This is a genomic window from Glycocaulis sp., from assembly GCF_051859565.1.
GTDB lineage: Bacteria > Pseudomonadota > Alphaproteobacteria > Caulobacterales > Maricaulaceae > Glycocaulis.
The window spans coordinates 75,123-95,259 of record NZ_JBHYFK010000008.1 but is presented as its reverse complement, the minus strand read 5'-3'; the positions used below and the strand labels follow the sequence as shown (position 1 = coordinate 95,259).

General features: G+C 62.8%; 13 protein-coding genes. 5 read left to right on the top strand and 8 right to left on the bottom strand.

Going from position 1 to position 20,137, the window contains the following annotated elements; all coding sequences use genetic code 11:
- Nucleotides 1-1,113: 1,113 nt before the first annotated feature.
- Nucleotides 1,114-1,596: a bacterioferritin gene (bfr, locus tag ACTIGC_RS12270; protein ID WP_439634686.1), complete on the bottom strand. Its 483-nt coding sequence runs from the start codon at nucleotides 1,594-1,596 to the stop codon at nucleotides 1,114-1,116.
- Nucleotides 1,597-1,718: 122 nt separating this feature from the next.
- Nucleotides 1,719-1,919 (bottom strand): (2Fe-2S)-binding protein, encoded by a 201-nt coding sequence (locus tag ACTIGC_RS12265; RefSeq protein ID WP_439634685.1) that lies wholly within the window; start codon nucleotides 1,917-1,919, stop codon nucleotides 1,719-1,721.
- Nucleotides 1,920-2,153: 234 nt separating this feature from the next.
- Here ACTIGC_RS12265 and ACTIGC_RS12260 point away from each other — a divergent pair, with 234 nt between their 5' ends.
- Together ACTIGC_RS12260 and gltB are read left to right on the top strand one after the other, a co-directional pair.
- Nucleotides 2,154-3,590, top strand: coding sequence for an NAD(P)-dependent oxidoreductase (locus tag ACTIGC_RS12260; RefSeq protein WP_439634684.1), 1,437 nt, complete (start codon nucleotides 2,154-2,156; stop codon nucleotides 3,588-3,590).
- Complete coding sequence (gene gltB / locus ACTIGC_RS12255; RefSeq protein WP_439634683.1) at nucleotides 3,587-8,101, top strand: glutamate synthase large subunit; 4,515 nt, start codon at nucleotides 3,587-3,589, stop codon at nucleotides 8,099-8,101. Before ACTIGC_RS12260 ends, gltB begins: the two co-directional genes overlap by 4 nt.
- Nucleotides 8,102-8,108: 7 nt before the next feature.
- Here gltB and ACTIGC_RS12250 read toward each other — a convergent pair whose 3' ends face one another.
- The 4 genes from ACTIGC_RS12250 to ACTIGC_RS12235 all read right to left on the bottom strand — a co-directional run bounded on the left by ACTIGC_RS12250 (nucleotide 8,109) and on the right by ACTIGC_RS12235 (nucleotide 14,233).
- The gene (locus ACTIGC_RS12250; protein ID WP_439634682.1) at nucleotides 8,109-10,979 is read right to left on the bottom strand and encodes a PAS domain-containing protein; all 2,871 of its coding nucleotides are present in this window, start codon (nucleotides 10,977-10,979) and stop codon (nucleotides 8,109-8,111) included.
- Nucleotides 10,980-11,162: 183 nt separating this feature from the next.
- Complete coding sequence (locus tag ACTIGC_RS12245) at nucleotides 11,163-11,309, bottom strand: hypothetical protein (RefSeq protein WP_170175577.1); 147 nt, start codon at nucleotides 11,307-11,309, stop codon at nucleotides 11,163-11,165.
- Nucleotides 11,310-11,457: 148 nt separating this feature from the next.
- Nucleotides 11,458-13,239, bottom strand: coding sequence for an N-acyl-D-amino-acid deacylase family protein (locus tag ACTIGC_RS12240; protein WP_439634681.1), 1,782 nt, complete (start codon nucleotides 13,237-13,239; stop codon nucleotides 11,458-11,460).
- A 46-nt stretch (nucleotides 13,240-13,285) separates the two neighbouring features.
- The gene (locus tag ACTIGC_RS12235) at nucleotides 13,286-14,233 is read right to left on the bottom strand and encodes a bile acid:sodium symporter family protein (protein WP_439634680.1); all 948 of its coding nucleotides are present in this window, start codon (nucleotides 14,231-14,233) and stop codon (nucleotides 13,286-13,288) included.
- Between the two features lie 150 nt (nucleotides 14,234-14,383).
- On the opposite strand from ACTIGC_RS12235, the gene ACTIGC_RS12230 reads away from it, so the two are divergent.
- Nucleotides 14,384-16,126, top strand: coding sequence for a M28 family metallopeptidase (locus tag ACTIGC_RS12230; protein WP_439634679.1), 1,743 nt, complete (start codon nucleotides 14,384-14,386; stop codon nucleotides 16,124-16,126).
- Nucleotides 16,127-16,182: 56 nt separating this feature from the next.
- On the opposite strand, the gene ACTIGC_RS12225 is transcribed toward ACTIGC_RS12230, so the two are convergent.
- Nucleotides 16,183-17,103 carry a hypothetical protein gene (locus tag ACTIGC_RS12225; RefSeq protein WP_439634678.1) on the bottom strand — a complete coding sequence of 307 codons (921 nt, stop codon included), beginning with the start codon at nucleotides 17,101-17,103 and terminating at the stop codon, nucleotides 16,183-16,185.
- Nucleotides 17,104-17,341: 238 nt separating this feature from the next.
- Here ACTIGC_RS12225 and rarD point away from each other — a divergent pair, with 238 nt between their 5' ends.
- Both rarD and ACTIGC_RS12215 read left to right on the top strand, forming a co-directional pair.
- Nucleotides 17,342-18,292: an EamA family transporter RarD gene (gene rarD / locus ACTIGC_RS12220; RefSeq protein ID WP_439634677.1), complete on the top strand. Its 951-nt coding sequence runs from the start codon at nucleotides 17,342-17,344 to the stop codon at nucleotides 18,290-18,292.
- Between the two features lie 3 nt (nucleotides 18,293-18,295).
- Nucleotides 18,296-19,264, top strand: coding sequence for an alpha/beta fold hydrolase (locus ACTIGC_RS12215; RefSeq protein WP_439634676.1), 969 nt, complete (start codon nucleotides 18,296-18,298; stop codon nucleotides 19,262-19,264).
- Here ACTIGC_RS12215 and ACTIGC_RS12210 read toward each other — a convergent pair.
- Complete coding sequence (locus tag ACTIGC_RS12210) at nucleotides 19,261-20,112, bottom strand: LytTR family DNA-binding domain-containing protein (RefSeq protein ID WP_439634675.1); 852 nt, start codon at nucleotides 20,110-20,112, stop codon at nucleotides 19,261-19,263. The two genes, ACTIGC_RS12215 and ACTIGC_RS12210, sit on opposite strands and share 4 nt — an antisense overlap.
- Nucleotides 20,113-20,137 lie beyond the last annotated feature (25 nt).

Genomic DNA, 20,137 nt, shown 5'->3' with positions numbered 1-20,137 from the left:
TCAGGTTTCCGAGTTTGAGGGAGAGAAATAGAATAGCAAGACGAGTCACGGCCAATAAATTATCTTATAGAAAATAATATATGAGCGGCAATGCATATTATAAAAGAAAATCGTGCCCACCAAATGTCAGAGTTAAAAATGAAATCAAAAATATAATGATAAAAACCAAAACTCTGATCAATAAGCCACTATCAGGTATAATGCTATTTACAGAAATATAGGACACAATCGCCGATGCCACAAAAGAAAGAAGTATGTTTAAACGTCCAAATGAAAGAAGGCACCAAAAAGCAAGCAGGTCAGAATCGCCATGCCGACCAATTTTAAAATGTATTTCATGGAATAATTGATAAATTTACCCATCCCTCGCTTCATTCTATATATTTAAATTCATCGCCTCTACTGCCAAATAATACCCCGAGGTTGTGGAGGTTTCAAGCCAAACTGTCGCCGCCGCAATGCGCGGCGTTGGACATCAAAGCCAAGTTCGCCTGCGCCCGCGCAGGCGGGCGTCCGGGCCAGCCATGCCTCAGAGGTGCTTTCCCCCGTGCTTCGAGACACTCGCTACGCTCGCCCTCAGCATGAGGGGAAAAGCACAACCCAAGCCCTCATCCTGAGGGGCTTCGTCAGAAGCCGTCTCGAAGGACGAGGGCTTGTGGCATGGATCACCCGCATGAAGCGGGTGATGACAAGGGGTGGTCAGAGAATGGCGGCCCGCCTACTCCTGCTCGCCCATCATCGATTGCATGTAGCGGATTTCATCGTTGACGCTGACGCCATAGGTGAAAAGTCACACTGGTAATCACCGCGAACCCAATCGCGGATACCACGGACGTGTCCAGCGGAATGTCATGCCCCCTCATCGCTATCCACAGGCGTGAAAGCAACAGAAACGAGAAAAATATCGCAGCAAAAGAGAAAAGGATTTTCAGGGCAGGTTTCATATTCGCGCTCCCAACGCCGGAGGTAGTCTAGCGCTCAAAGCTTCGCAATCGCAACGCCAAGCTAGAGTACGCGAATAGGGTTTGTTAGGGGCTGCAATGTTGCTGAGATCTAAATTCCAACGTCGTTCGACGTCATGGCAATCTGAGTTTTAGCGCGCCCCAGCCCGCCTTACCCCGCCTCCTGCTCGCCCATCATGGACTGCATATAGCGGTCCTCGCCTATGCGCTCGATCAGCTCGAGCTGGGTTTCCAGAAAATCGATATGCTCTTCTTCCGATTTCAGGATTACTTCGAGCAGATCGCGTGAGCCGTAATCACGCACTTCCTCGCAATAGGCGATGGCGTCCTTGTAGATCGGGTGAGCTTTCAGCTCGGCCTTGAGATCGAGCTCCAGACATTCTTTGAGCGTCTCGCCGATCATCACCTTGCCGAGATCCTGCACATTGGGCAGGCCTTCCAGGAAGAGGATGCGGTCGATGAGCATGTCGGCATGCTTCATCTCGTCGATGGATTCCTCGTACTCGATCTTGGCGATCTTGTTGAAGCCCCAGTTCTTGAACATGCGGGCATGCAGGAAATACTGGTTGACCGTGGTCAGCTCCAGTTTGAGCGCCTTGTTGAGATGCTCGATAACGCCGCTATCGCCTTTCATGGCTCTCGCCTCCTGCCGGTTTGCCTGATTTGCACGCAGACTACAGGATAGAGCGTGGAGACGAAAGTCCAAGCCCCTGATTTTGTTTGCTTTTGTTTCTAAGAGGCGTTTGCAGCGCGCGCCTATTCGGCGGCGATGGCGTGCGGCATCGCGTCCATGGGTGCCATCGATTGCTCGATCAGGCTGGCGGCTTCTTCAAAGCAGCGCCCGCAGCGCGGCTTGGCCCCGCACGCCTTGAACGCGCTGGTCACGTCCTGCGCACCGCCTTGCGCGGCCTCGCGGAATTGCGAGCATTTCAGGGCGTTGCAGATGCACACATACATGGGCGGGACCGCTTCTGGCTGCCGGGAAATGCGCCTTATCGCGACGCATTCGCATTTGCATGTCTCACACCTGCGAATGATTGTCAATTACGCCTGGCAGGAAGAGGCGTAGAGCCGCTTGCGGAAGTGTCATCTTCATGTTGCAATGCAGCACTTGTACGGACAAAGCGCGGCTCCGTTTGGCGCGCGCCGGACAACCGCCTTCACTAGTTTCTCGCCGAGAAGGAGAGCGCCATGCTCCGTTTCACAGAGCTGGACCAGAGCTACCCTGCCAAGCGCCCCGCCAATGAGCGGCGCGGCGATTTCGACGAGATTTACGCGCCCTTCAATCCCAAGGCCGGCGCCGATCAGGCGGCTCGCTGTTCCCAGTGCGGTGTGCCTTTCTGCCAGTCGGGCTGCCCGCTGCATAACGATATTCCAGACTGGCTGATGCTGGCCGCCGAAGGGCGCATGGAAGAGGCCTGGGAGCGCTCCAGCGCCACCTCCACCATGCCGGAAATCTGTGGCCGTATCTGCCCGCAGGATCGTCTGTGCGAGGGTTCGTGCGTGATCGAGCAGTCCGGCCATGGCGCGGTCACGATTGGTGCGGTGGAAACCCATATCACCGAGACAGCGTGGAAAGAGGGCTGGATAAAGCCCATCCGGGTAAAGCACGAGACGGGTTTCAGCGTCGGCATTGTCGGCGCTGGCCCGGCGGGCCTCGCGGCGGCAGAGCGTCTGCGCGAGCAAGGCCACTCCGTCACCATATATGACCGGCATGACCGCGCGGGCGGGCTGCTGGTCTACGGCATTCCCAATTTCAAGCTGGACAAGTCTGTCGTGGAGCGGCGTACGCAGCGTCTCGAACAGAGCGGCGTGGCGTTTCAGCTCAATACCGAACTCGGCAAAGATGTGAGCCTTGATGAGCTGCGCGAGCGCCATGACGCGGTGTTCCTCGCCATCGGCACCTACAAGGCGCGCGCCCTCACCTGCCCCGGTGCTGGCAGTGAAGGCCTGATCCCGGCGCTGGATTATCTCATCGCCTCCAGCCGGCGCGGGTTTGGCGAGACGATTGCCGATGAGGCGCGCCTGCAGGCCAAAGGCCGCAAGGTGGTCGTCATTGGCGGCGGCGATACGGCGATGGACTGCGTGCGCACCGCGATCCGCCAGGGCGCAGCCGCTGTCACCTGTCTCTACCGGCGCGACCGGGAGAACATGCCAGGCTCCGTCCGCGAGGTCGCCCATGCCGAGGAAGAGGGCGTGGTGTTTGAATGGCTGTCAGCCCCGCTGGCGCTGAAAGGCGATGCCACGACGCTGTCGGGCGTGCGCGTGCAGCGCATGGGGCTTGGCGCGCCCGACGCTGATGGCCGCCGCCAGCCGGTCGTGCTGGACGGCGCGGAGGCCGATCTGGACGGCGATCTCGTCATCGCGGCGCTCGGCTATGAAGCCGAGGATGTGGATACGGCCTGCGGCGGGGGCGGTCCTGTGCTGACCCCGCGCGGCACCGTCCGCGTGACAGAGCGCTGCCGCACCAGCGTCCCTGGCGTCTATGCGGGCGGCGACATCGTACGCGGCGCGTCGCTGGTGGTCTGGGCCATCAGGGATGGTCAGGACGCGGCCACCATCATCCATGCCGATCTGATGGCCCGCGTCGCAGAAGAGCAGACGCGCGAGCTGGAGCCTGCCGAATGAACGAGATCACGCAATACCTGCAAGGCCGCCAGCGTCTCATCGAGGCGGGCAGCTATGACCCGGCTTCTGAACGCGATGCGTGCGGCGTCGGCCTTATCGCCGCGATAGACGGCCAGCCACGCCGGGAAGTGGTGGAGCTGGCGATCAAATCGCTCAAAGCGGTCTGGCACCGCGGCGCGGTTGATGCCGATGGCAAAACCGGCGACGGGGCAGGCGTGCGCGTCGGCGTGCCGCAGGACTTCTTCAAGGAGCAGGTGGCACGCACCGGCCACGTGCCGGGCGAAGGCCCGGTCGCCGTGGGCATGATCTTCCTGCCGCGCACCGACTTTGCCGCGCAGGAGCGCGGGCGCACCATCGTGGAGACCGAGATCCTGCGCGCGGGCTTCCGCCTCTATGGCTGGCGCCAGACCCCGGTTGACCCGTCCTGCCTCGGCGAAAAGGCCAATGCGACCCGGCCCGCCATCGAACAGATCCTGTTTGACGATCCGCGCGGCAAGAAGGCCCATATCCTCGACCGCCAGCTCTATATCGTGCGCCGGCGCATCGAAAAGCGTGCGCGCGAGGAAAACCTGCCCGGCTTCTATATCGCCTCGCTCTCCACGCGCGACATCATCTACAAGGGCATGTTCCTGGCCGAAGCCATCGACCAGTTCTATCCCGATCTGAAAGATGAGCGCTTCGTCTCCTCCTTCGCGATCTTCCACCAGCGTTATTCGACCAACACCTTCCCCGAATGGAAGCTCGCCCAGCCTTTCCGCATGCTCGCCCATAATGGCGAGATCAACACGCTCAAAGGCAATGTGAACTGGATGAAGAGCCATGAGATTCTCATGGCCTCCCGTGCCTTTGCCGATGCCGAAGATGTGGTCAAACCCGTCATCCAGGCAGGCTCGTCAGATTCCGCCGCCCTCGATCAGGTGTTCGAGGTGCTGGTGCGCGCCGGGCGCACCGCGCCCATGGCCAAGGCCCTCCTCATCCCCGAAGCCTGGTCGAAAAAGGCCGATATCATGCCAGCCCGCTGGCGCGGCCTCTACGAGCACTGCAACTCGGTGATGGAGCCGTGGGACGGGCCGGCCGCGCTCGCCGCTTGTGACGGGCGCTGGGCGGTGGCGGGGCTGGACCGTAACGGCCTGCGGCCCCTGCGCTGGCTGCGCACCCATGACGATCTGCTGGTGGTGGGGTCTGAAACCGGCATGACGCCTTTGCCCCAGTCACGCGTGGCGCGGCGCGGCTCCATCGAGCCTGGGCGCATGGTGGCGGTCGATCTCGATGCCGGGCGTTTCTATGACGCCAATGAGATACTCGACCATCTGGCCGCCAAGCATCCCTATGATGAATGGCTGTCCAATATCCGCGATATCGAGGCGGAGGTTGGCCCCGGCCCGGAGCCTGTCCTGTGGGATGAGGCAATGCGCGCGCGCCGTCAGGCCGCAGCCGGGCTCACCCTGGAAGAGATTGAGATCATCCTCGCGCCCATGGCCGAGGACGGCAAGGAAGCCATCGGCAGTATGGGCGATGACAGCCCGCTGGCCGTGCTCTCCACGCGCTACCGGCCCGTCTATCACTATTTCCGGCAGAACTTCTCGCAAGTGACCAACCCGCCCATCGACCCGCTGCGCGAAGGCCGGGTGATGAGCCTGAAAACACGCTTCAAGAACCTCGGAAACATCCTAGCCAGCGACGAGACGCAGACCGATGTGTTCGTGCTGGACAGCCCGATCCTCACCAATGGCATGTATCAGCGCCTGCGCGGCGTGCTGGGTGAGGGCGTGGCCGAGATCGACTGCACCTTCGCGCTTGAAGACGCATCCGGCGACGGAACAGGGCTGCGCGATGCGCTGGACCGTATCCGCGCCGATGCAGCCGCCGCAGTCCGCGACGGCAAGGCACAACATCTGCTGCTCACCGACGAAGCTCTGGGGCCGGACCGCTGCGCGGTGCCGATGGCGCTGGCGGTGGGCGCCGCCCACACCCATCTGACACGCGAAGGGCTTCGCACCCATGTCTCGCTGAATGTGCGTGCCGCCGATGCGATGGACGCCCATGCTTGCGCGGTCCTTGTCGGTCTCGGCGCAACAACCGTGAACCCCTATGTCGCCTTTGAGACCGTGGTGACGCGCACCCTGCGCGGCCTCGGCCAGCTCAGCCCGGAAAAGCGCGCCTTCCAGATGAAGAAGGCGCTCGATGCGGGCCTGATGAAAATCCTCTCCAAGATGGGGATTGCGGTCATCTCCTCCTATCGTGGCGGATGCAATTTCGAGGTGCTGGGCCTCTCGCGCGCCGTGGCCTCGGAATATCTGGGCGGGGTGACCAGCCGCATTTCCGGCGTCGGTCTTTCCGGCCTTGAACAAAAACTTGCCGAGCTGCATCGCTGGGCGTGGGGACAAGAAGGCGCGGTGCGCCTGCCCGTCGGCGGCTTTTATCGCCAGCGCGCCTCTGGCGAGGTGCATGCAGTGGAGGCCGAAAGCGTCACCGCCCTGCAAAAGGCCGTGCGTAATGAGGATTACGCCTCCTTCCGCCGCTTTGTGGAGCTGCAGGCGGCCAAGCCGCCCATCCAGCTGCGCGACCTTCTGGATATGCGCGCGCTTGGTCCGTCGATAGACATTTCGGCCTGCGAGAGCGTCAATGAGATACGCCAGCGCTTTGTCACGCCCGGCATGAGCCTTGGCGCGCTCTCGCCTGAAGCCCATGGCGCGCTGAACGTCGCCATGAACCGGATCGGCGCCAAATCCGTCTCCGGCGAAGGCGGGGAAGACCCGGCCCGCTACAAGCCCCTGCCCAATGGCGACAACATGAATTCCGCCGTGAAGCAGATCGCGTCCGGGCGCTTTGGTGTCACCGCGCAATACCTCAATGAATGCCGCGAGATAGAGATCAAGGTCGCGCAAGGAGCCAAGCCCGGCGAGGGCGGCCAGCTGCCCGGCTTCAAGGTGACGGAATTTATCGCGAAAATGCGCCATGCCGTTCCCGGCACGACGCTGATCTCGCCCCCGCCGCACCACGATATCTATTCCATCGAGGATCTGGCCCAGCTCATCTATGACTTGAAGCAGATCAACCCCGATGCGCGCGTGGCGGTAAAACTCGTCAGCGCGGCCGGTGTTGGCGCGGTGGCGGCAGGCGTCGCCAAGGCCCATGCCGATGTGATCCTCATCTCCGGCAATGTCGGCGGCACAGGCGCAAGCCCGCAAACCTCGATCAAGTTTGCCGGCGCGCCGCTGGAGCTGGGCCTGTCTGAAGCCCATCAGGTTCTGTCATTGAACGGCCTGCGCGAGCGCGTCACCCTGCGCGCCGATGGCGGCATCCGTACGGGCCGCGATGTGGTCATTGCCGCCATGCTGGGCGCCGAAGAGTTCGGCATCGGCACGACCAGCCTCGTGGCGCTCGGCTGCCTGATGGTGCGCCAGTGCCACTCCAACACCTGCCCTGTCGGCGTGTGCACGCAGGATGATGAGCTAAGGAAGCGCTTTACCGGCCTTGCCGACCATGTCGTCAATCTGATGACGTTTATTGCGCGGGATGCGCGCGAGATTCTCGCAAGGCTCGGCGCAGCATCGATTGAAGACGTGATCGGGCGAGCGGACCTGCTCGATCAGGTCAGCCGGGGCGCGGAACATCTCGACGATCTCGACCTCAACCCGCTTCTGGTACGCGTGGACCCCCATGCCCGCCCGCCGCGCTCCACGCGTACACAGCGCAATGCCGTCGCACCGAGCCTGGATGAGCAGATCCTCAAAGACGCCAGCGCTGTCTTCTCGCGGGCTGAGAAGATGCAGCTGGTCTATGACGTGCGGAACACTGACCGCGCGGTGGGCACGCGCGTCTCTTCGGCCATCGTGCGCAAGTTCGGCCCCGATGGGCTGAGCGATGGCCAGCTTACCCTGCATCTGAACGGCTCTGCCGGGCAGTCGCTCGGCGCCTTTGCCGCCAAGGGCCTGCGTATCGAGCTGGAAGGCGATGCCAATGACTATGTCGGCAAGGGCCTGTCCGGCGCCGTCATCGCCATCCGGCCCTTTGGTGGCTGTACGCGCGAAGCGCCAGGCGACGCGATCATCGGCAATACCGTGCTCTACGGGGCAAGCTCCGGCGCGCTTTATGCCGCGGGCGGCGCAGGCCAGCGCTTTGCCGTGAGAAACTCCGGGGCCACGGTCGTGGTCGAGGGCTGCGGGGCCAATGGCTGCGAATACATGACCGGCGGGGTAGCGGTGATCCTTGGCAAGGTGGGCGATAATTTTGCCGCCGGCATGACAGGCGGGGAAGCCTTCGTGCTGGATGAGGATGACAGGCTGGAGCCGCGCCTGAACGCCGAAACCGTCTTCGTCAGCGATCTCGACGGCGAGGCGGAGACCCGTTGCCGCACCCTGATCGAAACCCATGTCGCCGCCACCGGCTCACGCCACGGCGCGGCGATACTGGCCGACTGGGAACGGCGCAAACGCGCCATCCGTCATGTCCGCCCCTTCGAGGCGGGCTATGTGGAGAGCGGCGGGGTGGCGAAAGCGAAGGCTTGAGGCGCCCCTAACCCGCAGATGAACCGGTAAGCCGCCGGATCGCCCGGTCGAGCGCCAGCTCGTCATAGGGTTTGGCGACAAGACCCGCATGCTCGAGCCCTTCCAGGCACTCCTCCCCGGCCCTGCCGGTGGCGAACAGGACCGGCAATCCGGGATGGCTTTGCCTGACCTGATCGGCCAGCGCCCGTCCATTCATGTCCGGCAGGCCCATATCGGTAACAAGAATATCGATTGAGTGCTCGCCGAGCGCGGCGAGTGCCTGCCTGCCATCGGCAGCCTCGACCACCGCCATGCCCAGACTTTCCAGTATGGCTGACGTGCTCAGGCGGATCAGCGGATCATCCTCGCACAACAAGACACGCATCATTTTGACCGGGGGATCGTGTCTCGCGGGCGCGCCAGAGGCGCTCTGTCCTGCCGCGTTCAATACTTGGCGGACCTTGATGGCCAGCGCCTCACGGCTATAGGGCTTGCCCAGCAGATGAACGCCCTCGGTCAGACGGCCATGCTGGACGATAGCGTCCTCTGCATAGCCCGACGTGAACAGAACGGCGAGCCCGGGCAGAAGCGCCTGGGCCTGCCGGGCAAGATCCGTACTCTTGAGCGGGCCTGGCATGATGACATCGGTGAACAGCAGATCAGGCCGGGCACCCGCCTTGATCGCATCCAGAGCCCCTTGCGCGTCGTGTGCGGTCACCACGGTGTAACCCAGGTCTTCAAACAGGGCTGCTGCGGTGGCCAGCACGGCCGCGTCGTCCTCGGCAATGAGCACCGTCTCCGTCCCGCCACTGACTTCAATACCGGCCAAAGCGTCGCCGCTCTCCAGAACGGCCCTTTCGGTGCGCGGCAGATAGATGGCCACACTTGTGCCCTCGCCAGGCGTGGAATCGATCGTGACACACCCCCCGGACTGGCGGGCAAAACCATACACCATGGAGAGGCCAAGTCCGGTCCCCTTGCCTTCGGGCTTTGTGGTAAAAAAGGGCTCGAAGGCCTTTTCCCGTACCGCCTCGCTCATCCCCTGGCCGGTATCGCTCACCTCGATCATCACGTAATCGCCGGGCTGGGTCTCGCCCACGCCATGCTCGATGCGGGCGTTTGCCGCACGCAGGGTCAGCCGCCCATGGCCGCCCATCGCATCGCGGGCATTGATGGCAAGGTTGAGAATGGCATTCTCGACATTCAGCGGGTCTGCCATCGCATTCCAGAGCTCGGGCTCAATGACCGTTCTGATCTCGATAGCCTCTCCCAGCGTGCGCTTGAGTATGTCTTCCATGCCGAGGACGAGGCCGCCCGGCGCCACGGCCCGCGGCTCAAGGGGCTTGCGCCGTCCGAACGATAATAGCTGGTCGGTCAGGCTGGCACCCCGGCGCACCCCTTCAAGCGCGGCGGTTATATAGCGGTGCGCATCCTCGCCACTATCGGCCAGCGCGCCCAGAAGCTGGAGATTGCCACTGATAACCTGCAGCAGATTGTTGAAGTCGTGCGCGACACCGCCAGCAAGGTTGCCAATCGCCTCCATCTGCTGGCTGCGGCGCAGGGCTTCCTGGGCATCAAGCAATTCCCGTGTGCGTTCGGCGACGCGCTCCTCAAGATGAGCGTTCAGGTGGGCAAGCGACTCCTCGATGCGCTTCTGCTCGTGAATATCGGTATTGGTGCCGACCCACTGGACCACCTGGCCCTGCTGGTCATGGCGCGGGGTCGCGCGGGCTATGTGCCAGCGGTACTCGCCCGAAGCATTCCTGAGGCGGAATTCCACCAGATAGGGCTGGCCTGTCGCAATCGCCGCCTGCCAGGTGCCCACCACTCCGGCAAAATCGTCCGGGTGAACCACCCTGCCCCAATTGGCTCCGTCCAGAGCGTGTTCCGCCTCTCCTGTGTAGTCGTAAACCTGCTGGTTGAACCAGTCGAGCTGGCCATCGGGTGTCGCCGTCCAGACATGGTTGGGCAGTGACTGGGCAAGTGTACGGAAGCGGGCTTCGCTTTCAGAAGCGGCCTCCTGCGCCGCTTTTTTGGCCGTGGTGTCATGGCCTTGCACGAATATGCCCGACACATCGCCGTGCCGGTCCCGGACAGGGTGGTAGATGAGATCGACGAACCGTTCCTGGGGCTCCCCGGTGCCACCCGGCCTGATCGTCACCTTGGCGTCATGGGCGATGAACGGCTCGCCAGAGGTGTAGACCCCGTCAAGCAGCTCGAAGAAGCCCTGACCTTCGATGTCGGGCAATGCTTCGCGCACTGTCCGCCCGATGAGCGCGCGTTCGCCGACAAGGTCCACATACGCGCCGTTGGCGAGGGTAAAGACGTGATCGGGACCGGTCAGCACCGCCATGAAGCCGGGGGCCTGCTCGAACAGGTCCCGTAGCCGCTCACCCTCCTCGCCCAGCATCAGATTTTCGGCCCCGACGGCGTCGGCGCGGCGCATGATGTCGGACTGGACGCTCATCGAGCGATCCGCAGCCTCCTGCCGCAGAAGGTGCAGTTCGGTGACATCGGTTGTGTGCTGAAGAATAAAGGCTACACGGCCATCCTCATCCAGAACCGGCGTGTTCGTCGCGCTCCAGAAGCGCTCCTCCATCGTCCCGTCAGGGCGTGCGATGGGATAGGGTATCAGCGACAGATGATCGGTCTGGCCAGTGTCGAAAACCTTGCGGAAGGACGTACGCAGCATGCGCCCGGGCACCGATTGCGGGTCGCTGGGAAAAGCCTCGAACATGCCTCTGCCCGCTATCGCCTCGCGTGTGCGCCCGGTGACCGACAGATAGGCCTCGTTCATACCGACAATTACAAAATCGCGGTCGATCAGAACATAAGGATTGGGCGCAATGTCAAACAGGCGCGCGGCGTCGATAGCCTTCACGTCGAGTGCTCTGAGCATTGATCACCCCCTCATAACCGGACCTGTTCCGGCCCAGCTAGCCGGAACGCTTTGGAAAGGCGTTGGGTTCCCGGACGGTTACGGCCTTTCGCAGTGCCAGTTGAACGCGCTGGCAGCGGCTCGCATCAATGAAAGAGCTGGAGCGTAATTCGCTCCGGGGCGAAGCCATTATGCTGACAGGCCCTAGCTCGGCTTGCGGGCCTTGGAGCGGTCCTGCGACTCCTTCATCCGGTCAACAGCCGTGCGCGGCGGCGCGGCGGCCGTAACCTTCGGCTTTTCCTTCTTGGGCTTTTTCGCTTCCTTGTTGCCCCGCATCTGACCTTTGGCCATGGGCATCACTCCGCCGGCTGACCCGCAAAGCTTCGGCCCATGCCGGTGCGGGCAGGGCGCGCCGGTCTGCCATCCGTCCCATTGGCGGATGGCGCGCTGATCCCTAGAGGTGAACCATGCGCCTGAACGAAGCCTGTGTCGATGGGGACTATTCCGCCGCCATCGCCATTTGCTGTCCCGCGCGGATGAGGCGGCCGGGGCGGGCATCTGTCACTGTGTCATTGCGCACCACGACCTCGCCGGAGACGATGGTCGCCTTATACCCGGTTGCACCCTGCAAGAGACGCTGACCGCCCGCAGGCAGGTCGGCCACCATGTGCGGGGCTTCGAGTTTCAGATTATCGAGATCAATCACATTGATGTCGGCTTTCAGGCCCGGCTTGATCCGCCCCCGGTCATTGAGCCCCAGGAAGTCTGCAATATCGCTGGTCAGCATCTGCACGGCGCGGGGAAGCGCGATGCGATCACCGCGGGTGCGATCCTGCGTCCAGTATTTCAACAGATAGCTCGGGAAGCTCGCATCGCAGACCGTGCCGACATGCGCACCGCCATCGGAGAGGCCGATGAGCGCCTGCGGGTGGCACATCATGGTCAGCACATTCTCATAGCTCATCTCGGTATAGTTATAGATCGGCAGGTAGATCAGCTCCTTGCCATCGCGTGCGATGACCGTGTCATAGAGCTCCTCCCACACGGAAACCCCGCGCGCCCGCGCCCGGCCTGCAATCGACTGCTCGCCTGACTGCTCGTAATCGGGATCATCGGACAGCATGAAGAGCTTCTCGGCGACGAACTCCATCGCTTCCAGCATCACATCGGCGATCGGCGGCACTGACGAGCCTTCAACCGACACCTTGTCCGGCTTCTCGGAGAGGATCTGCGCCTTTACGCCTGCATCCTTCATCCGCGCCACCCGGTCCTCCAGCGGCAGATGCGCGATGGCCTTGTAGGAGGGATGACCCATGAAGGGGTGGAAGGTGCATTGCAGCCCCAGAAACACGCCAATGGCGCGCGGGGCGACCTGCACACGCATATCGACGCCCTCGGCGTTGAGTTTCTCAACGCCTTTGAGAATGTCGCGCCACTGATTGGGGGCGAGATCGCGCTGCATGAGGGAGATGGAGGCCGGGCGTCCGCCGCCCGCCTTCACGTATTTCTCCACCACTTCCCACTCCTTGGGGAAAGCTTCCTCGGAGCGCTGCAGGTCAAAGTCGGAGACCGCCTGCAGCACGCCATGGGTGAGGCCGTGGAAGGCTTCGGCAATGCCGGTCAGCTCCTTGGCGGTGGCTTCAGAGGCCGGCGTCCACTCGCCGTCGGCGGTACGGTGCAGATCAGAACGCCCCGTTGAAAAGCCGATAGCGCCCGCCTCCAGCGCTTCGCGCACCAGCTTTCGCATCGTGGCAATATCCTCGTCGGAGGCCTGCGCATCAAAGCTCGCCCGCTCGTCCATCACATACACGCGCAAGGGATCGTGCGTAATCATGGCGGCGATATCGATGGTGCGCGCCATGGCGTCCAGCGCATTGAGGTAATCGGGAAAGCTCTCCCAGTTCCATTTCAGCCCCTCATGCAGGGCCGTGCCGGGAATATCCTCCACCCCCTCCATCAGGCGCACCAGACGGTCATGGTCGGACGGGCGTACCGGCGCAAAGCCAACCCCGCAATTGCCGACAATGGCTGTCGTGATGCCATGGTTGATGGACGGCTCCATCCGGTCGTCCCAGGTCGCCTGCCCGTCATAATGGGTGTGAATGTCGATAAAGCCCGGCGTAACGATGCACCCCTTGGCATCGATCACTTCGCGCGCGTCACCCGGAACAGTACCCACCGCACTGATGCGGCCATTATCGATGGCGATATCGGCCTTTACCGGCTCGGACCCCGAGCCGTCATAAACAAGGCCGTTCACGATTTTCAGCTGATGGGTCATGTCTGTCTCCTCCCGGGAACATTGTCCCCCGGCCTGCTGGGCGCTGTCATACGCCTCGTGAAGCAGGCACGGCTGTTTTCTTCTTGCGCCAATGGTCCGTCAGGCGGAAGCCATAGGCAAGCCCTACGCCCGAAATCAGATGCCACACACCCCAGACGGCAATGACCGCCGCCGCGCCGCCCAGCCCGCCAAGCGCGCCCAGCAGGATGACAAGGCCAAGCCCTGAATTCTGGATACCGACCTCTATCGTCATGGCGCGCCGCCCGCGCGCATCAAAGCGCAACGCCCATCCGGCCGCATAGCCCAGCAGCAGCGCCATGGCATTGTGCATGATGACGGTCGGCAGGATGGCAATAGCCCCCATCAGCAGCAGATCGGCATTACCGGCAAGGCTGCCAAGAATGATGAGGACAAGAATGGCCATGGCCAGCATCGACATGAAGGGCCGCAGCCGCCGGGCCAGCCCTGCATGCCGGGACGCCAGATACATGCCCGCAGCCAGCGGCAACGCGAGGATCACCATGGTCTGCAGGACAAACGGCACGGCATCGACATCCAGCGCGTCCATCAGCTCGCGCGTGGGCCCGTAAAGCCCGCTCCAGAACAGGATCGAGACCGGCGTGGCGAGCGCCGCCAGCAGGCTCGACGTTGCCGTCAGCGACACCGAAAGCGCGGTATCGCCCCGCCCCAGATGGGTAAAGAAGTTCGACATGTTCCCGCCCGGACAGCACGCTACCACGATCATGCCAAGCGCTATCGAGGGCTGGGGCTGCAGCACCATGACCAGAGCCAGCGTCGCCATGGGCAGCAGCAGGATCTGTGTCAGGGCAGCCCCGCCAAAACGCAGCGGCCGGCGTATCACCTGAACGAAATCATCCACCCGCAGCGACAGCGCCACGGTGAACATGATGACAGCAAGGCTAACGGGAAGAACGCTCTGGAAGACTGGGCCGAGGCTGAGCTGGACCGCATCAAGGCTGGCGGGATCGGTCATCGGGCGCTCCCGGAGGCAGGACCTGGAAAGGCTGCGCACATTGGACGGTTCTCGGGCGTTCTGTCGAGTGGTGCGCATGCGGGCTTTGACCTTTACGTCAGACAGGGCATGCTGGCCAAAAATAGGCTAAACCCTTGGGAGGGCGTTATAATGTTACGTTTCTGGACCCTGACAGCAGCCGCTGCTCTGCTGGCTGCCTGCGGCGAACCGGCTGCCAATGAACCCGCCGCTCCGGCAGAAGCACCTGCACAACAGGCTGCACCGGAATCATCCGCCGATGAGGCTGGCAATGGCGGCGAGTGGCCGCCCGTTGGCGAGACCAGCGCCGAGATCACACAGGACGATTTGCATTTCCGCATCGCCACGCTCGCCGATGACCGCTTCGAGGGCCGCGCACCGGCGGCAGAGGCGGGCGAACGTGCGGCGCAGTGGATTGCCGATGAACTGGCGCGTGTGGGTGTCCAGCCCGCTGGCACGCAAGGCTGGTTCCAGCCCGTCCCGCTGATCGAGGCCACGCTCGTCGAGGAGCGTTCGCGTCTCGATATCACAATCAATGACGAGCCGATGGGCCTGACCATGGGCCAGAGCGTCGTCTACTGGAGCCAGAACCCCGAAGAACACGTGGCAATCGCCGACACCGAGCTTGTGTTTGTGGGCTATGGCGTTGTCGCGCCCGAATATGGCTGGAACGACTATGAGGGCCTCGATGTCGAGGGCAAGACGGTCGTCATCCTTGTCAACGATCCAGGATATGCCCGGCCTGATGCAGGCCGGTTTAACGGCGCATCCATGACCTATTACGGCCGCTGGACCTACAAGTTCGAGGAAGCGGGCCGTCAGGGCGCGGCCGGCGCCATCATCGTCCACCAGACCGAACCGGCGAGCTATGGCTGGGATACGGTGGCCGCCTCGTGGACGGGCTCTCAGTTCACGCTCGACATGCCGCCTTCCGACCTGGTGCCGGTGCAGGGCTGGATCCATTTGAACGCCGCGCGAGAGCTGTTTGCCGCAACAGGCCATGATTTCGATTCGCTGGCCGAAGCCGCTGCGGAGCCGGGCTTCACGCCCGTAGCTCTGGAAGGGGCAGTCATGAGCGCCGAGCTGCACACCAGCCTTCGCCGCCTGACCTCCAACAATGTGGTCGGCATGGTCGAAGGGTCGCAGGCACCTGACGAGTACGTCCTGCTCATGGCGCACTGGGACCATCTGGGCGTGCGTCTGAACTTTGCCTCCGACAACAATATCTATAACGGCGCGGTCGACAACGCGACCGGCACAGCCGCCATCATGGAAATGATGGAAGCTTTTGCGCTCGGCCAGCAGCCGCGCCGCTCGATCCTGTTTGTCGCTGTGACCGCCGAAGAGTCCGGGCTTCTGGGCTCCGCCTGGTTTGCTGCCAATCCCACCGTTCCGCTCAACTCAATCGTGGCAGGCCTCAATATCGATGGCGAGCTGCCTGTTGGCCGCACCGAAGATGTCGTGGTTGTGGGGTATGGCGCATCCGAGATCGAGGACATTCTGCGCGAGGAAGCCGAGGCGCAGGGCGGACGCTATCTCACACCCGACCCGAGCCCGGAAGCGGGCTATTTCTACCGCTCCGACCATGTCAGCCTGGCGCGCGTCGGCGTGCCCATGCTCTATGCCGGGGGCGGTTCGGTGCATGTGGAACATGGCCGCGAATTTGTGGAGACAGCCGCTCTCGCCTACCGGATGAACCGCTATCACCAGCCCGCCGACGAGTATAACCCTGACTGGGACCTCTCCGGCCTGGAAGAGGACACACGTCTGCTCTACGCCGTCGCACGCCGCATCGCCGACAGCGATGAATGGCCAAACTGGTATGAGGGCAATGAATTCCGCAGCCTTCGCGATGCCATGATGGAAAACCGCTAGGACCTCCACAACGCGTGTCGTGCAACCGGCCCCGCCCCTCCGGGCGGGGCCTTTGATCAAGTCACAAGGATGAGGAGGAGGAGTGCCGCTATTACCCAAGCGGCGATCCCCAGTGACGTGAGCAATGCGACGGTCTGGACATTAGCCTTCGCGGAACGCTGCGCGGCCACCAATGCCTTGTCTGGCGGCACCTCTACCAACTCGTCCTGCCAGTCGTCATCTTCGTCAGCCTCCGGCGCGGATTGCTCGAACGTCAGCTTGCGAACCAAGGTGAGTGATACTTCACCCACCTCGCCAAGCCGGGGCGGTACGATCTCGCTGCCGTCGAGCAACTCGACCGGATGGTCCTTCTCATTACCTGTCAGCACCTTGATGTTATCGGTCGAAATGGCCGGCGACCAATCAGAATAGAAACCGGCAACGCGCTTCACGTACAGGACCGCCGCATCCACCTCAGCGGCCAGGACGGTCCGCACGTAATGCTCGAAAGTCTCTGGCCGGACATACAGATGGAAAGTGACAGCATCGTCTGTCGTCTCGTCCCGAAAGTCGATGTCCATCGTGTAGCTGACGCTGCCCCATACCCGGCAACTGTCCTGTTCCTCGTCCTCAGCGAGCGGCTCAATTGAAAGCTCGAATGCGGTGATCGTCCGGTCCGTGCCAAACATGGAGTAGGAGGGATGGCGATTGCGATGCCATTCTTGCGGGCTTCCGGGCCGCAGCTTCGCGCGAATTCTCCGGCGCTTGCGGGTGACAATTGGCATCTCTTCGTCATCGCTGCTGTAGTCCGGCTCGATGGTCAGGCCGTCATTGTAGACGAGCTCGGTAGCGGTGAAGTCCAGACCCCAAACCCACGGGACCAAATCACGTCCGACTTTCGCCCCTTCTTCGTCCAGCTCTTGCAGCGACCACTTGTAGAGGTTCTTGTATTCTGAGTCCTCGCTGAGGATCACGCGCCGGTCTAAATGGTGTTCCAAGGATACTCCCCCCTAGCCCAACTAAGCCACAAATAACGCTGCAAGAAAAGGGCTCAGCCGGGACATTCACAAGCCCTGCGTCACCCCTTCCCGCTATCCTCTTCTCGAATACCAGCTGTGACCGTTGGAAACGATGGAACGGCAACCGCCCCTCCGGGCGGGGCCTTTGCATGGCGTACTGCATCTGCCGCAAGAAACAGAATGACTACAGGGCACTGGCAGGAGTAAGAGCGCGGCCATGGCCACTCCCGCTGACCCGTCTGCCGCCCCTGTTGCCCCGCCGCCCGATAGCGGTCGGCTGGAGGCAGGCCGGGCAGGCGTCGCGGCCCTCTCTGCCTATGTGATCTGGGGCTTGTCGGCGGCCTTCTACAAATTCCTCGCCTTTGCGAGCGCCACCGAGATCGTGCTGCACCGGGCGATCTGGTCTGTGCCTTTGCTCGCGCTGCTGGTGTGGATGGCGGGCCGCGCGCCGTCTGCCTGGCGGTTGATACTGGACCGGCGGGCCATGGCGACCCTACTCCTCAGCGCCATCCTCATTGCCTCGAACTGGTGGGTGTTTGTCTGGGCGATCAATGCTGACCGGGTGCTCGACATATCGCTGGGCTATTTCATCAACCCGCTGATGAATGTGGCTGTCGGCGTGTTCATCGCAGGCGAACGCTTCGGACGGCTACGAATGATCGCCGTGGGCCTTGCCGTGATCGGCGTCATCAACCAGATCGTCGCGGTCGGGGAAATCCCGTGGATCGGTCTGTTCCTCGCCGCCTCCTTCACCGCCTATGGCTATATCCGTAAGACTATCGCAACCGATGGCCGGGTGGGCCTGTTCTGGGAGACGCTGATCATCTCCCTGCCTTCGCTGGTCGCGCTCTTCTTCCTTGAAGCCTCAGGTAGCGGCGGCAGCTTCCTTGGCAGTCCGTCGCAGGCCCTCCTCCTGATCCTCACAGGTCCGATGACGGTAGCACCCCTGCTGCTCTTCATCATCGGGGCGCGCGGGCTGCACTTTGCGACGATCGGGCTTTTGCAGTTCGTCGCGCCGACCCTGCAGTTCGCGGTGGGGATCATCTGGGGCGAGATTTTCACGCTTGCCCACGCCATCACCTTCGCCTTCATCTGGGCGGGGCTGGCCGTCTTCGCCTATGATCTTCTAAGCTCACGAAGACGCGCCCTCAAACAACCGCAGAGCTGATCCATGTCCCATCCGCCCATGCCGCCCGCCCGCCGTATCGATGTGGGCGAGGTGACGCTGTCCGTACACGAGGCAGGACCCAAGGACGGCCTGCCTGTCCTCCTCCTGCATGGCTGGCCGGAGCTGGCGCTGTCATGGGCGGCGCAGATCGAGGCACTGGCAAACGCCGGATACCGCGTCATCGCGCCGGATAATCGCGGGTTTGGTGCGTCCGATGCGCCCCATGAGACAAGCGCCTACCATGTCGACCGGCTGACCGGAGATATTGCGGGCCTGCTGGATGCGCTGGGCATCGAAAAAGCGGTAATCGTCGGCCATGACTGGGGCGGCATCCTCATGTGGATGGCAGCCTGCCTGATCCCGGAGCGGTTCCTCGGCGCGGTAGGCGTGAACACGCCGCACCTGCCGCGCGGCTCCAAACCGCCCACGGAAGTTTTCCGCGAGATGGGCGGGGAGGAGCACTATATCGTGCGCTTCCAGGACGAAGCGGCCGACGGGATATTCAAAGGCCGCGAAAGCGATTTCTTCGATTTCGTGTTCGGCGCCTCCTTTCCCTCCGCTGACATCGAAAAACTGCCACCCTCTGTCACGCATCTGCCCAAGCGCTTTGAGAATTTCATCGCGCGCGGCGGGCTGAAATCAGAGGACGATGTGGTGGTGTCGAAAGATGCTCGCGCCGAGTACGCCCGCATCTATGCAGAGACAGGCTTCCGGGGCGGGCTGAACTGGTACCGCAATTTCGATGCGAACTGGCAGCGCATGGGCGGTGTCGATCACCGGCTCTCCATGCCCTGCCTGATGATCTCGGCCGAGTGCGATTTCATGCTGCCGCCCAAGCTCACCGCCTGGATGCCTGCCCTGTGCAAGGATCTGGAGATGCATGTCATCCCCGAGATCGGCCACTGGACCCAGTACGAGGCACCGGATGAACTCAACGCCCATCTCATCGACTGGCTGAAGCGGCGGTTTTAGCCTCCACTCAGACCCGCCCGGTAGCGGCGGCTGACGGGTATGCGCGCGCCACTGGAGAGCACGGCGATCGCGTCTCCGCTTTCGCCGGGAATGATCTCGCGCACGGCAGGGCGGGCGACGAGGCAGGAGCGATGCACCCGCACAGTGTCAGCGCCGGCTTCCTTCAGCAGCGTCTCCAGCCCGCCCAGCGTGATGCGCGCGAGATGCGAGCCGGTGGGGGTGGCGACCTCGACATAATTGCCCGCCGCTTCCGCCGAGATGATCTCTGCGGCTGGCAGGCGCAGCTCGCGTCCGCCGCATTTGAGCACGATGACGCTATCGCCCTTGGCGCGGGCATGGCTCTCGGCCAGTTCCAGCCGGTAATCCTCGATCCGGCGGGCCAGGCGGATCACCAGCACCAGCGTCGCATAGGTGAGGAAGTCCTTGCGCGCCTCATAGATGAAGTCGCGTATCAACACGTCGAAATAGGTGTAGCTGCCGCCGATCACGGCGGGCCACAACAGTTCACGCAGCAGCATCATTCCCCACACATGGGCGGTGGTGAAGGCGAGCGCCGCGACGAGGTGCAAGGGCAGAGCGACCCGCCAGCCAAGCGCCAGCGGAATACGCCGGTCGAGCGCGATCACCGCCGGAACCAGCGCCAGCAGTACGACAAGGCTCGTCAGCTCCAGGAGCCAGGCCTGCGCCGGATTGAACGCGGCGGCGCCGCGCGCCAGCTCGGTATTGGTCGAGAGCGCATTGACGATCACGGACGCGCTGGCAAAGGCGGAGAAGATCAGCCCCGCCTGAAGGCCCGCCCGGCGTTCGGCGCGGCGCTGCGGATCGAGGGGGGTGTTCTGTGCCGTCATGGCGCGGAGCATGGCGGCACATGGC